Below are 13,501 nucleotides of genomic sequence, written 5' to 3' on the forward strand. Positions count from 1 at the left end.
CAAGAACGTAATGACACTCGCATTCGTGTTTCCCGGACAGGGCGCTCAGGCCATTGGTATGGGCAAGGCGCTCGCCGAAGCCTATCCGGCGGCGCAGGCCATATTCGCCGAGGTCGACGACGCCTTGGGCGAAAAGTTGAGCGCACTGATCTGGGATGGCGCGATCGAGGAACTCACCTTGACCCGCAATGCGCAGCCGGCGCTGATGGCGACCTCGATGGCGGCGATGCGGGCTCTGGAGGCCGAAGGCGTCTCGGTTTCGGCCGCTTCCTTTGTGGCGGGGCATTCTCTGGGCGAATACTCAGCACTGGCTGCGGCTGGGGCGCTGAGTGTTGCCGATACGGCCCGGTTGCTGCGCACCCGTGGCGAAGCAATGCAAAGCGCAGTTCCGGTTGGAGAGGGCGCCATGGCGGCGGTTCTGGGTCTCGATCTGGAAGCCGTGCGCGAGGTGGCAGAAGCCGCTGCACAGGGCGAGGTGTGCCAGGCTGCGAATGACAATGATCCGACGCAGGTTGTGGTCTCCGGGTCCAAGGCCGCTGTTGAACGAGCGGCTGAATTGGCCAAGGAAAAAGGCGCAAAACGCGCAGTGATGCTGCCAGTTAGCGCTCCGTTCCATTGCGCCTTGATGCAGCCGGCGGCCGATGTGATGGCGGAGGCGCTGGCCGCAGTGGATATCAAGGCGCCCGCTGTTCCTGTGGTTGCGAATGTTCGCGTCGAGGCGGTCAGTGATCCGGATCAGATCCGTGACCTGCTGGTGGCGCAGGTGACTGGCTCGGTCCGCTGGCGCGAGAGCGTTCAGTTCATGGCCGGGCAGGGCGTGGACACCTTTTGGGAAATCGGCGCAGGCAAGGCCTTGTCCGGCATGATCCGAAAAATCGATCGGTCGCTGGCAAGCAAGGCGGTCGGTGCTCCCGAGGATGCACAGGCAGCGGCGCAGTCGCTAGGCTGATCTGGTTAAGGTAATTGGCCGGTATTGCGAAGTCGCCTGAAACGCGGCGACCGAACCGGCGGAGCAGAAAGGAAATTCGAAATGTTTGATCTGACGGGAAAGAATGCCCTGATCACCGGAGCGTCGGGCGGAATCGGTGGTGATATCGCCCGAGCGCTGCATGCAGCTGGCGCAACCGTCGGTCTGTCCGGCACCCGTGTAGAGCCGTTGGAGGCGCTGGCTTCTGAACTGGGCGAGCGGGCGCATGTTCTGCCCTGCAATCTTGGTGACGCCGAGGCAGTGGCAGCCTTGCCGAAGCAGGCTGCGGACGCGATGGGTAGCGTCGATATTCTGGTGAACAATGCCGGGATTACCCGGGACAACCTGTTCATGCGGATGTCGGACGAGGAATGGCAGAGCGTCATTGACGTCAACCTGACTGCGACTATGAAACTGTGCAAAGGCGTGCTGCGCGGCATGATGAAGGCGCGGTGGGGACGGATCGTCAATATCTCGTCGGTTGTTGGAGCCACCGGAAATCCCGGGCAAGGCAACTATGCTGCGTCAAAGGCAGGCATGGTCGGCATGTCGAAATCTCTGGCCTATGAAGTTGCGAGCCGCGGGATCACCGTCAACGCAGTGGCCCCGGGGTTTATCACCACGGCCATGACAGACAAACTGACGGATGATCAAAAATCGGGCATCCTGACCCAGGTTCCGGCTGGCCGCATGGGCGAGCCCTCGGAGATTGCAGCGGCCGTATTGTACCTGGCCAGCCCCGAGGCCGCTTATGTCACGGGCACCACCTTGCATGTGAACGGCGGAATGGCCATGTTGTGACCGGCCTGGGGCGAATGCGAAAGCGTTTGCCTCTGGCGTCGTCTATGCTATAGGCGGCACAGTTTAGCGGGCGCGGTCGATGGGCCGCGCTTTGCCATACCCGGAACTCCGGGACCGAGCCGCCCGGGAAGGGCACAATCAAGCCACCCCGAGCGGGCAAGGGCAGAACCGGGCTTAGAGCCCTGAAGAATGAGGAATAGACATGAGCGACGTCGCAGATCGCGTAAAGAAGATCGTTGTGGAACACCTGGGTGTTGAAGAAGACAAAGTGACCGAGAATGCGTCGTTCATCGACGATCTGGGCGCAGACAGCCTCGACACCGTGGAACTGGTCATGGCCTTCGAAGAAGAGTTCGGCATCGAGATCCCCGATGACGCAGCCGAGACCATCCAAACCTTTGGCGACGCTGTGAAGTTCATCACCGAGGCTTCCTGAGCCACCGGCTGAAAATGCTTTAGAAACGGCGCTTCCATGCAATGGAAGCGCCGTTTTTCTTTGCAATGCCAATTTCTGACTTGCTTCGGGCAAAACCAGTTGTCACCCTGTTGTCGAGCAGAATTCGGGCGGGCAGGCAATGATCCGATCCATTCCTACAATCAACACGGCGCGACTGACCCTAGCAGGGATGCGGCCGGAGGATTTTGAACGTTTCGCCGAGCTTTGGGCGATGCCGGAAGTCGTGCGGCATATCGGCGGCGAGCCGCGCTCGCGCGGGCGGGCATGGGAGAGTTTCCTCCGCAATGCAGGCCACTGGCAGATGGCTGGGTTTGGGCAGTGGGGTATCGTTACGCAACGCGACCGCCGACTGGTTGGCCAGGTGGGATTTTTCTATGAAAACCGCGATCTCGGTGAGGAATTCGACAGGTTTCCCGAGGCTGGCTGGGCTCTGGCGCCCGAGGCACAGGGGCAAGGGCTCGGACGCGAAGCGGCGCAGGCCGCCCATGACTGGTTTGACAGGATCATCACCGGGCCTCTGGTGGCGATGATCAATGCCGGAAACGAAGCCTCGCAACGGATTGCTGATCATCTCGGCTACGCGCCACTCAGAGAGGTGGAGTTTCGCGACCAGTCCGTGATTCTCTTGCACAGGGCCGGCCCACCGCAGGGGTGAGGCCGGGAATGTGCATTCGGGGTGGACAGCCCCTTACGTGCCGCAAAAAGCAACTGTCACGCCGATACCGGAACAGTGCGGGATTTCCGGCGATCTATGCTATCCTGCATGTACAGGTGACCGTGAGTGCGGAGGACATGGCTCATGCGAATTTACCCCACAATGGAATTGCAGGACGGGCGGTGCGTGACACTGGACAAAGGCCGTCTGGATGCAGCGATGATCTGGCATGTGGACCCGATCGAAACAGCGCGAAGTTTTGCGGCAGCGGGCGCGGAATGGATGCATCTGACCGATTTCGATGCCATCGAAGGACGTGATACCAATGCCGAGCTGGTCGAGCAGATCATTCGCGCTGCCGAGATCCCTGTGCAGTTGGGTGGCGGAATTCGCAGCCGCGAAAATGTCGAACGCTGGATCGACAAAGGCGTCGGTCGTGTCGTGGTTGGCACGCTTGCGGCCCGTGATCCGCATCTGGTGAAGGAGCTTGCCGCCCATTACCCGGATCAGATCGTTCTGGCGGTGGATGTCTGGCGTGGTCAGGTGATGACCGAAGGCTGGCGCAACCCCAGTGCCTTCACTCCCGAGGCGTTTCTGGAGGCGTTTGCCGACGTTCCGCTGGCCGCAGTCATCGTGACCGATATCGACAGTGACATGGAGGATCTGGAAGCGCAGCTGGGTTTGATGTCCGGGCTTGCGGCGTCGTCTCGGACGCCGGTGATTGCCTCTGGCGTGGTTCGGACCGTCGACGATATTTCCCGTCTGGCCTATATCCATAACATTTCCGGTGCTCTGGTGGGCCGGGCATTGTTCAGAAAGACTTTGGACCTGTCCGAAGCTCTGAACGTTGCGACCCGGGCCCATGAGCCGGTGGCGCAATTGCAATAGATTTCTCGTTGTTGCTTCGGGCGACGGATCGCCGAAACCTTTCGCACGCGAAAGGGGATAGGGGGTGGTTGCTCTTGCCCCCACACCCATCTGCGGGGTATGAGCGGTTCTCGAACAGGTAGCAGGCATGAGGAAGCTTTATGCGCAGAGTCGTCGTCACCGGTCTTGGTATGGTCACCCCGTTGGCCAGCGGAGTGGAAGAAACCTGGTCACGGCTGCTGGACGGGCAGTCCGGCGCTGGGCCGATCACGCTGTTTGATGCGGTCGCGTCAGGCGTGACCACCACTTATGCCTGCGAAGTTCCGCGCGGAGACGGAACCAACGGCACGTTCAATCCCGATGACTGGATGCCCCCGAAGGAGCAGCGGAAAATCGAGGATTTCATCCTTTACTCCATCGCCGCTGCGGATATGGCCTGCAAGGATGCAGACTGGTTGCCCGAGGACGAGGAAGCACGGGAGCGCACCGGTGTTATGATCGGCTCTGGTATTGGCGGGCTCGGGTCGATCGCTGAGACGGCAAATCTGATCAAGGATCGCGGTCCGCGGCGGGTGTCGCCCTTCTTTATTCCCGGAGCACTGATCAACCTTGCGTCGGGGCAGGTGTCGATCCGCTTTGGATTCAAGGGGCCAAACCATTCGGTCGTCACGGCCTGTGCAACTGGCGCACATGCCATCGGCGATGCCGCGCGCCTGATCGCGCTTGACGATGCCGATGTGATGATTGCCGGCGGTGGTGAAAACGCGATCTGCGAGATCGGCATGGCCGGGTTCAACGCCTGCAAGGCGCTGTCGACCAAGTATGCCGACAATCCGACCGTCGCAAGCCGTCCGTATGATGTGGATCGCGACGGGTTCGTCATGGGCGAAGGTGCTGGCGTTGTGGTTCTGGAAGAATATGAACACGCCAAGGCCCGCGGCGCCAAGATCTATGCCGAGGTTCTGGGTTACGGTATGTCGGGCGATGCGTACCATATTACGGCTCCGTCTGAAGACGGCGAGGGGGGCGAGCGCGCCATGCGCGCGGCTCTCAAGCGGGCCGGGCTGGAGGCAAAGGACATCGATTATGTCAATGCACACGGCACGTCGACAATGGCGGATGTGATCGAACTGGCCGCCGTGGAGCGGTTGATGGGCGAACACGCGGCGAATGTTACAATGTCGTCGACCAAATCCGCTACCGGTCACCTGCTGGGCGCCGCTGGTGCTATCGAGGCGATCTTTTCGATCCTCGCGATCCGCGATCAGGTGGCACCGCCGACGATCAATCTGGACAATCCGGCGGTCGAGTCGGTTGTTGACCTTGCGCCCAATGCCAAGCGCGAACGCAAGATCGACGTGGCCATGTCCAATTCCTTCGGGTTCGGCGGAACCAATGCGAGCGTGATCTTCGGGAAGCCCAAGTAAATGTGGCGTGCTCTTGCTTCGAACATGCTGACCGTTCTTGCGGTCGTCATGTTCCTTGCGGCTGGCGTGATCCTCTGGGGCAAGTCGCAATACACTGCTGAAGGTCCGTTGACCGAGCCGATCTGCCTGCGGGTGGAACGGGGATCGAACATGGACCGTGTGAGCCGGGATCTCGAGGCGCAGGGGGCAGTAGACAGCTCGGCGGTGTTCCGTCTGGGCGCGCGCTACAGCGAGAAGGCCGGACAGCTGAAGGCCGGGGCCTATCTGGTGCAAGACGGCGCTTCGATGGAGAACATCGTCGACCAGATTACCCGCGGCGGTGCAAGCACGTGTGGCACCGAGATCGTGTATCGTATCGGTGTCACGCGCAGCTCTACCGAAGTGCGGGAACTTGATCCTGTAAGTCAGAAGTTTGTCGAATTGGCGAAATTTGACCCTGCCGAGGAGGAAACACCCGAGGCCTATGCCGAGAAACGTCAGGAGGCGGACACACGTTACCGGATTGCTCTGGCCGAAGGCGTAACCAGCTGGCAGGTGGCCGAGGCGCTGAAGGCGATGGACGTTCTGAGCGGCGAGGTGGGTCAGATCCCGCCCGAAGGCATGCTGGCACCTGACAGTTACGAGGTTGTTCCAGGTACTGAACGGTCGGCGCTGTTGGCACAGATGCAGGAAAAGCAACAGCTTCTGATCAATGCTGTTTGGGAGAGCAGACAGCCTGACCTTCCGTTGGAAAACCCGGAAGAGATGCTGGTTCTGGCTTCGATCATCGAAAAGGAAACCGGTGTTTCCGAAGAACGTGGTCAGGTCGCCAGCGTGTTCGTGAACCGATTGGAACGCGGAATGAAGCTGCAGACGGACCCGACGGTGATCTATGGCATTACCAAAGGCAAAGGCACTTTGGGTCGTGGCCTTAGGAGAAGTGAACTGCGCCGTGTAACGCCTTGGAATACATATGTTATAGATGGCTTGCCTCCAACCCCGATCGCCAATCCGGGATTGGCCAGTCTGGAAGCAGCGGTCGCACCGGATGAAACCGACTATGTGTTCTTCGTGGCGGACGGAACAGGTGGCCACGCCTTTGCGGAAACCTTGCAGGAACACAATCGAAATGTCGCGAAATGGCGTGAGATTGAGGCGCAGCGCAACAACAACTGATCCGGTTCGGTCGACCTGAAATTAGGTTTTTGTTAAAAGAACCGGTCGGTTAGGTGTTGCAGCTGTTGCGGATTTTCTTGACTTTCGCGCGGTTTCGTGCTTAGGTTGTGTCATGCTAGAAGAGATGGCAAACGGCCCCGGGGGTGACTCCGGTGGCCGTTTTTTCATGTCTCTCGTGCGGAGATCACTCACGCATGAGGTCACGAGCACACATGACTTTGATTACCCCGGAGGAGCGGGTGTCGCAGACAGCGGAATTGTTGCTGTCTCTGGAGACATCCATTCGCGCTCTGCGTCAGGCAGCGGAAGAACTGCGCAGGCAGATCGTAACCGGGGAGGATGCCGATCTTGCCGGAGCAGGCAAGCAGCTGGGGCAGGTCGACGGCCTGATCCGCAGTTGTCAGAAAGTGGAGACGAGTTTTGTCGAACAACAGAACAGACAGGCCGGAATCGCCCAAGGCGGGTATGCGCTCGACCTTGAGCAGGCTCGATTTGAAATCGGGTGCAGGTTGGCTCGCCTCCGCACCTGCTGCAGTCAGGGAAAGGTTTCTAGGTGAGATCGGGGAGGGAGGGCTTTGTGCCCTCCCTTACCTGTTCGAGTTCTGGGCCATGCCACATCAGCTGCCGCCTGAAGGCGATTGGAGGGCATGGGTCATCATGGGTGGACGTGGCGCGGGCAAGACACGCGCCGGCGCCGAGTGGGTGCGTGGGAAAGTGGAAGGGGGCCGGCCTTTGGAGGCCGGTCAAGCGAAACGTTTGGCGTTGATCGGTGAAACCTTCGATCAGGTCAGGGATGTGATGATATTCGGGGACAGCGGGATTGTGGCCTGTTCTCCGCCTGACAGGAGGCCACGCTGGAAAGCCAGCGAACGCAAGCTGATCTGGCCCAACGGAGCAGAGGCGCAGGCCTTTTCGGCCCATGATCCGGAAGGTTTGCGGGGGCCGCAATTTGACGCCGCATGGGTGGATGAACTGGCCAAATGGAAGAAGGCCGGGGAAACTTGGGACATGCTGCAATTTGCACTTCGTCTGGGCGAACATCCGCAGGTCTGCGTGACGACGACGCCGCGTAACGTGGGCGTGTTGACGGAGGTTCTGAAGGCCGGATCCACGGTGACTACCCATGCAAGGACCGAAGCAAACCGGGCCAATCTGGCGAAGTCGTTTCTTGAGGAGGTTCGCGCCCGTTACTCCGGAACACGGATGGGGCGGCAGGAGCTGGACGGGGTGTTGCTGGCTGATGCAGACGGTGCGTTGTGGACGTCCTCGATGCTGGAAGATGCCCGGGAGAATTCCATGCCGGAGCTGGATCGGGTTGTAGTTGCGCTGGATCCTGCGGTGAGCTCGGGAACCGATGCGGATGAATGCGGAATTGTCGTGGTCGGAGCCCGGGTGCAAGGGCCACCTGAAACATGGCGTGCTTGGGTGCTGGCGGACCGGACAGTTGCCGGGCAAAGCCCTGCGGGCTGGGCGCAGGCCGCCGTGGACGCGATGTCGGAATTTGATGCGGAACGATTGGTGGCCGAGGTAAATCAGGGTGGTCAACTGGTTGAAGAAGTGATGCGGCAAGTGGCGCCGCTGACCCCATTTCGGGCGGTGCGGGCAACGCGCGGAAAAGTGGCAAGGGCCGAGCCGGTGGCGGCGCTCTACGAGCAAGGAAGGGTTCGGCATCTGCCGGGTTTGGCCGAGTTGGAGGAGCAGATGTGCCAGATGACGGCGCGGGGCTTTGAAGGCCGCGGCTCGCCTGATCGGGTGGACGCGCTGGTGTGGGCCTTGCACGAACTGTTGGTGGCACCGGCTTCGGCGTTCCGGCGACCGCGGTTGCGCGCGCTGTGAAGGCAAAGGAAGACTAGGGCAGTGGTTCGAAACAGGGGCGTCCGGAACGGGCGCCCCTTTCTTGTTGGGGGTGTTGCGCAAAGGCCGGGCGGTCAGTTTCCGGCGCTGTAAGCATTTTGCCGGATAACGGTTTCAACGAAAGGCCGGGCGCGGCGCAAAGAGAACAGGAGCAACGGAACATGGTATTTGATTTCTTGCGTCGCGGAACTGGCGGAGAGGTGCCGGAAAGTAAGGCGAGCGCGGCGGGTCCGGTAGTGGCCTGGCACGGTTCCGGTCGTGTCGCATGGAGCGCCCGGGATACGGTTTCCCTGACCCGGACCGGGTTTTCCTCGAACCCGGTTGGGTTCCGGTCAGTCAAGCTGATCGCCGAGGCGGCGGCGGCATTGCCCTTGGTGCTGCAGGATCACGAGCAGCGGTTTGATAGCCATCCCGTGTTGGATCTGGTCCGTCGGCCAAATGCGGCTCAGGGACGGGCGGAGTTGATGGAAGCGCTCTATAGTCAGCTGCTTTTGTCCGGGGATGCCTATGTCGAGGCGGTGCGTGGTGATAACGGTACACCGCTGGAGTTGCATGTTTTACGCTCGGACCGGATGAGGGTTGTTCCCGGTGCAGATGGATGGCCGGTTGGGTACGAATACTCGGTCGGGGCCAAGAAACACAGGTTCGACGCGGACGGGATTTGCCACATACGCAGTTTCCACCCGCAGGATGATCATTATGGCTTCTCGCCGATGCAGGCGGCAGCAATGGCTGTGGACGTTCACAACGCGGCCTCGCGCTGGTCGAAATCCCTTTTGGACAATGCAGCAAGGCCATCGGGCGCTCTGGTTTGGAAAGGCGGCGATGGGCAGGGCGTCATGGCGGAAGACCAGTTCCGGCGCCTCAGCGACGAGATCGAAGCGAATTACCGCGGTGCACGGAATGCCGGGCGACCGATGGTTCTCGAGGGAGGGCTCGACTGGAAGCCGATGGGCTTTTCTCCTTCGGACATGGAGTTTCAAAAGACCAAGGAAGCCGCCGCCCGCGAGATCGCGCTGGCCTTCGGTGTACCGCCGATGTTGCTGGGGATTGCAGGCGACGCGACCTATTCGAACTATCAGGAGGCAAACCGGGCGTTTTATCGCCTAACTGTCCTGCCCCTGGTGACGCGGGTGGCGGCTGCGCTGGCGGACTGGCTGGCAGGATGCTCGGGTGAGGTATTGGATCTGAAACCGGATCTGGACCAAGTTCCGGCGCTGGCTGCGGAGCGCGACGCCCAGTGGGCGCGGGTGACGCGGGCGGATTTCCTGAGCGACGGTGAAAAGCGAGCTCTGCTGGGGCTACCGGCAGCGGAGAGCGATGCAGATGACTGATGGCCCCGACTACGTCGCGTTTGACTGTGCTCCGGGTCTGAAGCTGGCGGCCCACGAGCGCGTTGCCGCAATACAGCATGATCATTTGTGCCGGAGGTTGGACCAACTGCAGGAAATGATGGAGCGACAAGAGCGGCGTTTGTGGCTGACCGTTTATGGGGTTGCAGCGGCGATACTGGGGCAGCTCTTTCAAGGTTTGATGACGGTTTCTCCGTAAGAATTACAATGGGTTGCGAGGAGTGTTTCATGGGCTTTGAAGCAGGGTTTACCACACCGCTGGAGCGCAAGTTTGCCCGGTTCGGCGAGAGTTTGAGCGTCACCGACGGTGCGGTGATCGCGGGATATGCAAGCCTGTTCGGTCAGACCGATCAGGGCGGAGACAAGGTGCAATCCGGCGCTTATGGCGGGTCGCTTGCGGCGTTGGCCAGCGAGGGGCGCCGGGTCAAGATGCTTTGGCAACACGATCCGGCTGAGCCGATTGGTGTCTGGGACGAGGTGCGTGAGGATGAGCGCGGGCTCTGGGTAAAGGGTAGGCTGCTTGACGGAACTCAGAAAGGGCGCGAGGCGGCGGCGCTGATTGCGGCGGGCGCAATCGACGGGCTGTCGATTGGATATCGCACCCGGCGCGCCGTAAAGGATGACAGGGGCTGCAGGCTCCTGACCGAACTGGAGCTGTGGGAGGTCTCGCTGGTGACCTTTCCAATGCTGCCCAGTGCGCGGGTGGCGGCGAAGGGGACCACCCCGGAGGCCGAGGACGCCTGGCGTTCGATTGCCGAGGTTCTCGATGAGGCCCGGCGGGAACTGGCGCTGCGATAAGCGCCTCAAACCAAAATGAACAGGACATGCCGATGAGCAAGACCGAGAACCCGGCCTTGGCCGGAGAAGCTGTGCCCGCGGTTCGGGAAGTGAAGCAGGCCCTTGCCGGCTTTGTGAGCGAACTTAAGGGGTTTCAGGGTGAAGTTGAAACAAAACTGCAAGCAACGGAAGAGCGACTGACCATGCTGGATCGAAAATCTCAAACCGCGGCGCGACCGCATCTTGCGGCCGCGGCAGATGAGGGCGCGCCACACCAGAAGGCATTCAATGCCTATCTTCGTTCTGGAGACGATGACGGTCTGCGTGGCCTGGAGGTCGAGGCCAAATCGATGTCCGGCACCGTGAACAGTGACGGCGGCTATTTGATTGACCCGGCAACGGCCGAGACGATCAAGTCCGTGCTAAAGTCGACTGCGTCGATCCGGTCCGTGGCGTCGGTGGTGAACGTGGAGGCGAATTCCTTTGATGTGCTGATCGATCACACTGATGTCGGTGCTGGCTGGGCCGATGAAACATCGAACACGGCGGAAACAGCGACACCGTCGATCGACCGGATCCCGATTGCTTTGCATGAGCTAAGTGCGCTGCCCAAGGCGTCTCAGCGGCTGCTGGACGACAGCGCCTTTGATATCGAAGGCTGGCTGGCGGGCCGGATCGCCGACAAGTTTGCCCGCGCCGAGGCCGATGCCTTTATCAACGGGGACGGCAACGACAAGCCGCGCGGTATCCTCGCACATCCTTCTGTCGACAACGACATCTGGACATGGGGCAATCTGGGCTATGTGCCGACCGGCGTTGTCGGTGGCGTCGAGGCGGATGCAATTGTCGACGTGGTCTATGCGCTGGGAGCGCAGTATCGCGCTAACGGCACCTTCGTCATGAACTCCAAGACTGCGGGTCTCGTTCGAAAGCTGAAGGATGGCGATGGCCGCTTCTTGTGGTCTGACGGTCTCGCTGCGGGGGAACCTGCGCGTCTGATGGGATATCCGGTCGTCATTTCCGAAGACATGCCGGATGCGGCCAGCGACAGTTTCTCGATTGCGTTTGGCGATTTCAGCGCAGGCTACACGATCGCGGAACGGCCAGATCTGCGTGTCCTTCGTGATCCATTCAGTGCCAAGCCGCATGTGCTGTTCTACGCCACCAAACGTGTGGGCGGCGATGTCAGCGACTTTGCCGCGATCAAACTGCTGAAATTCGGCACCGCCTGAGGCGGGACCGGATCCGGGGCCGGGTGACCGGCTCTGGTGAGCGGGCGCGTGCCGGGAGGAGACATCCACCTCGCGTTGTCTAGCTGCTCCCCTCCGTCCGAGCAACGTGAGGCGAGGTGCGGGCCCGCTTTTGACAGGGAAAACGGCCGGGCGGGGGCCGAGCTTGCGGAGTGACTAAATGATGCTGATCGAAGAGACCACTGTTCCCGACGCCGCCTTGCCGGTGGAGCAGTTCAAGTCGCATTTGCGACTGGGTACCGGATTTGCCGAGGACGATGTTCAGGACGCGGTTCTGCACAGCTTTCTGCGCGCGGCGGTGGCGGCCATTGAAGCGAGAACCGGCAAAGTTCTGATTGCCAGGGAATTTTCCTGGACGGTGAATGGCTGGCGGGACCGATCGGGAGAGGTTTTGCCGGTCGGGCCGGTGCGGGCTGTCACCCGGATTGTTCTATGCGATGCGACCGGATCCGAAACCGTTCTGGATCAAGCCAGTTACAGACTTGAGCAGGATGGCCAACGTCCCCGCCTGCGGCCAGCCGGGGCTTTGTTGCCCACGATTGCGACCGGCGGATCCGCCAAGATCGTGATGGATGTCGGCTTGGCGAATGAGTGGGGTGGGTTGCCCGCTGATCTGGTTCAGGCGGTGCTGCTGCTTGCGGCGCATTACTACGAGTATCGGAACGAAACCTCGTTGGGCGACGGGTGTATGCCCTTTGGTGTCACCAGCCTGATCCAGCGGTATCGGACCTTGCGGATTGGAGCAGCTCGATGAGGAAACCGCATCTGACTCGCAGACTGGAACTCGAGGCCCCGGAACGGGTTGCCGACGGAGCTGGTGGTTTCAGCGAGAGCTGGATCGCCCTCGGCCAGCTCTGGGCGGATCTGCAGCCGCGCTCCGGGCGGGCCCGGTCAGAAGCCGGTATTCCGATCAGTTCGACAGGATTCCGCGTTCTGGTGCGGGCGGCCCCCGCAGGTTCAACCATGCGGCCCGGACCCGGGCAAAGATTTCGCGACGGTGGGCGCGTGTTCATGATCCGGGCGGTGACGGAATTCGACCCTGCCGGGCGGTTCCTGTTGTGTTTTTCGGATGAGGAGATTGCGGCATGAGTTATGGCTTGGCGGCGGCGCTGCAAAGCGCGATCTATCAGCGTCTGACTTCTGATCCGAACTTGTCGGCACTGGTAGGCGGTGCGGTATTCGACGCGCTGCCACAGGGGGACATTCCGGAGCTTTACATTGGTCTCGGCCCCGAAGAGGTGAAAGACGCATCGGATCTTGATGGGTCTGGGGCCGTTCACCGGTTCACGCTGTCGGTGGTTTCGGCGCGGACAGGGTTTGCTGCGGCAAAGACCGTCGCCGCTGCGATCAATGACGCTCTGTTTTCGTCAGCGCTGATTTTGGACCGGGGCCGACTGGTGGGGCTGTGGTTCGAGCGCGCCCATGTGCGACGCGACGGCAAGGCCGGGCGGGTCCGGCGCATCGACCTGAAATTCCGCGCCCGCGTGGAAGACAACTGATCAATCACAATTCGGAGAAACGACTATGGGTGCTCAGAACGGAAAAGACCTGCTGGTCAAGGTAGACATGACCGGGGATGGCCAGTTCGAAAGTATTGCAGGGCTGCGGGCCACGCGCGTGAGCTTTAACGCCGAGAGCGTGGATGTCACCAGTTTGGAAAGCCAGGGCGGCTGGCGTGAATTGCTGTCCGGCGCCGGTGTCAAGTCGGCAGCAATTTCGGGGTCCGGCGTATTCAAGGACGCCAACACCGACGAGCGTGCACGGCAATTGTTCTTTGACGGGGAAACGCCGGATTTTCAGGTGATCATTCCGGACTTTGGTGTGGTCGAGGGGCCATTCCAGATCACCGCTATCGAATATGCCGGGTCGCATAACGGAGAGGCGACCTATGAAATCTCGATGGCCAGCGCCGGCGCGCTGAGCTTCATGGTGCTTTAAG

Annotated in this window: 17 protein-coding genes; all 17 read left to right on the forward strand. The window is 60.9% G+C overall.

The genetic code is table 11. The annotated features are described in order from the left end of the window. Positions 1-10 precede the first annotated feature (10 nt). The 17 genes from fabD (at position 11) to ACP15U_RS12275 (ending at position 13,500) form a co-directional block, all read left to right on the forward strand. On the forward strand, positions 11-949 hold the full coding sequence (gene fabD / locus ACP15U_RS12195) for an ACP S-malonyltransferase (RefSeq protein WP_425045418.1): 939 nt from the start codon (positions 11-13) through the stop codon (positions 947-949). 81 nt (positions 950-1,030) lie between these two features. After that, positions 1,031-1,768, forward strand: coding sequence for a 3-oxoacyl-[acyl-carrier-protein] reductase (gene fabG / locus ACP15U_RS12200; RefSeq protein ID WP_425045419.1), 738 nt, complete (start codon positions 1,031-1,033; stop codon positions 1,766-1,768). Positions 1,769-1,970: 202 nt separating this feature from the next. After that, positions 1,971-2,204, forward strand: coding sequence for an acyl carrier protein (locus ACP15U_RS12205; protein ID WP_028091986.1), 234 nt, complete (start codon positions 1,971-1,973; stop codon positions 2,202-2,204). 139 nt (positions 2,205-2,343) lie between these two features. Then, a complete protein-coding gene (locus ACP15U_RS12210; protein WP_425045420.1) occupies positions 2,344-2,880 on the forward strand; it encodes a GNAT family N-acetyltransferase in 537 nt (178 codons plus the stop codon). 144 nt (positions 2,881-3,024) lie between these two features. Continuing rightward, positions 3,025-3,768: a HisA/HisF-related TIM barrel protein gene (locus ACP15U_RS12215; protein ID WP_425045421.1), complete on the forward strand. Its 744-nt coding sequence runs from the start codon at positions 3,025-3,027 to the stop codon at positions 3,766-3,768. A 140-nt stretch (positions 3,769-3,908) separates the two neighbouring features. Next, positions 3,909-5,174, forward strand: coding sequence for a beta-ketoacyl-ACP synthase II (gene fabF, locus ACP15U_RS12220; RefSeq protein ID WP_425045422.1), 1,266 nt, complete (start codon positions 3,909-3,911; stop codon positions 5,172-5,174). Further along, positions 5,175-6,329 carry an endolytic transglycosylase MltG gene (mltG, locus tag ACP15U_RS12225; RefSeq protein WP_425045423.1) on the forward strand — a complete coding sequence of 385 codons (1,155 nt, stop codon included), beginning with the start codon at positions 5,175-5,177 and terminating at the stop codon, positions 6,327-6,329. It abuts the gene before it with no gap. A gap of 212 nt (positions 6,330-6,541) precedes the next feature. Then, complete coding sequence (locus ACP15U_RS12230) at positions 6,542-6,886, forward strand: hypothetical protein (RefSeq protein ID WP_425045424.1); 345 nt, start codon at positions 6,542-6,544, stop codon at positions 6,884-6,886. Between the two features lie 52 nt (positions 6,887-6,938). Next, positions 6,939-8,165, forward strand: a complete 1,227-nt coding sequence (locus ACP15U_RS12235; protein ID WP_425045425.1) for a DNA-packaging protein — start codon at positions 6,939-6,941, stop codon at positions 8,163-8,165. A gap of 179 nt (positions 8,166-8,344) precedes the next feature. Continuing rightward, complete coding sequence (locus ACP15U_RS12240; RefSeq protein ID WP_425045426.1) at positions 8,345-9,517, forward strand: phage portal protein; 1,173 nt, start codon at positions 8,345-8,347, stop codon at positions 9,515-9,517. After that, positions 9,510-9,734, forward strand: a complete 225-nt coding sequence (locus tag ACP15U_RS12245) for a GTA head formation protein, RCAP_rcc01685 family (protein WP_425045427.1) — start codon at positions 9,510-9,512, stop codon at positions 9,732-9,734. Before ACP15U_RS12240 ends, ACP15U_RS12245 begins: the two co-directional genes overlap by 8 nt. A gap of 29 nt (positions 9,735-9,763) precedes the next feature. After that, on the forward strand, positions 9,764-10,333 hold the full coding sequence (locus ACP15U_RS12250; protein ID WP_425045428.1) for an HK97 family phage prohead protease: 570 nt from the start codon (positions 9,764-9,766) through the stop codon (positions 10,331-10,333). 32 nt (positions 10,334-10,365) lie between these two features. Further along, positions 10,366-11,544 carry a phage major capsid protein gene (locus ACP15U_RS12255; protein ID WP_425045429.1) on the forward strand — a complete coding sequence of 393 codons (1,179 nt, stop codon included), beginning with the start codon at positions 10,366-10,368 and terminating at the stop codon, positions 11,542-11,544. Between the two features lie 178 nt (positions 11,545-11,722). Further along, the gene (locus ACP15U_RS12260; RefSeq protein ID WP_425045430.1) at positions 11,723-12,316 is read left to right on the forward strand and encodes a head-tail connector protein; all 594 of its coding nucleotides are present in this window, start codon (positions 11,723-11,725) and stop codon (positions 12,314-12,316) included. Further along, positions 12,313-12,651, forward strand: a complete 339-nt coding sequence (locus tag ACP15U_RS12265) for a head-tail adaptor protein (protein WP_425045431.1) — start codon at positions 12,313-12,315, stop codon at positions 12,649-12,651. Before ACP15U_RS12260 ends, ACP15U_RS12265 begins: the two co-directional genes overlap by 4 nt. Then, a complete protein-coding gene (locus ACP15U_RS12270; protein WP_425045432.1) occupies positions 12,648-13,061 on the forward strand; it encodes a DUF3168 domain-containing protein in 414 nt (137 codons plus the stop codon). The genes ACP15U_RS12265 and ACP15U_RS12270 overlap by 4 nt, the downstream gene beginning before the upstream one ends. 25 nt (positions 13,062-13,086) lie before the next feature. Next, positions 13,087-13,500 (forward strand): phage major tail protein, TP901-1 family, encoded by a 414-nt coding sequence (locus ACP15U_RS12275; RefSeq protein WP_425045433.1) that lies wholly within the window; start codon positions 13,087-13,089, stop codon positions 13,498-13,500. The last annotated feature ends 1 nt before the right edge of the window (position 13,501 follow it).

The organism is Primorskyibacter sp. S87, from assembly GCF_049801055.1.
Taxonomy (GTDB): Bacteria; Pseudomonadota; Alphaproteobacteria; order Rhodobacterales; family Rhodobacteraceae; genus JBNAGF01.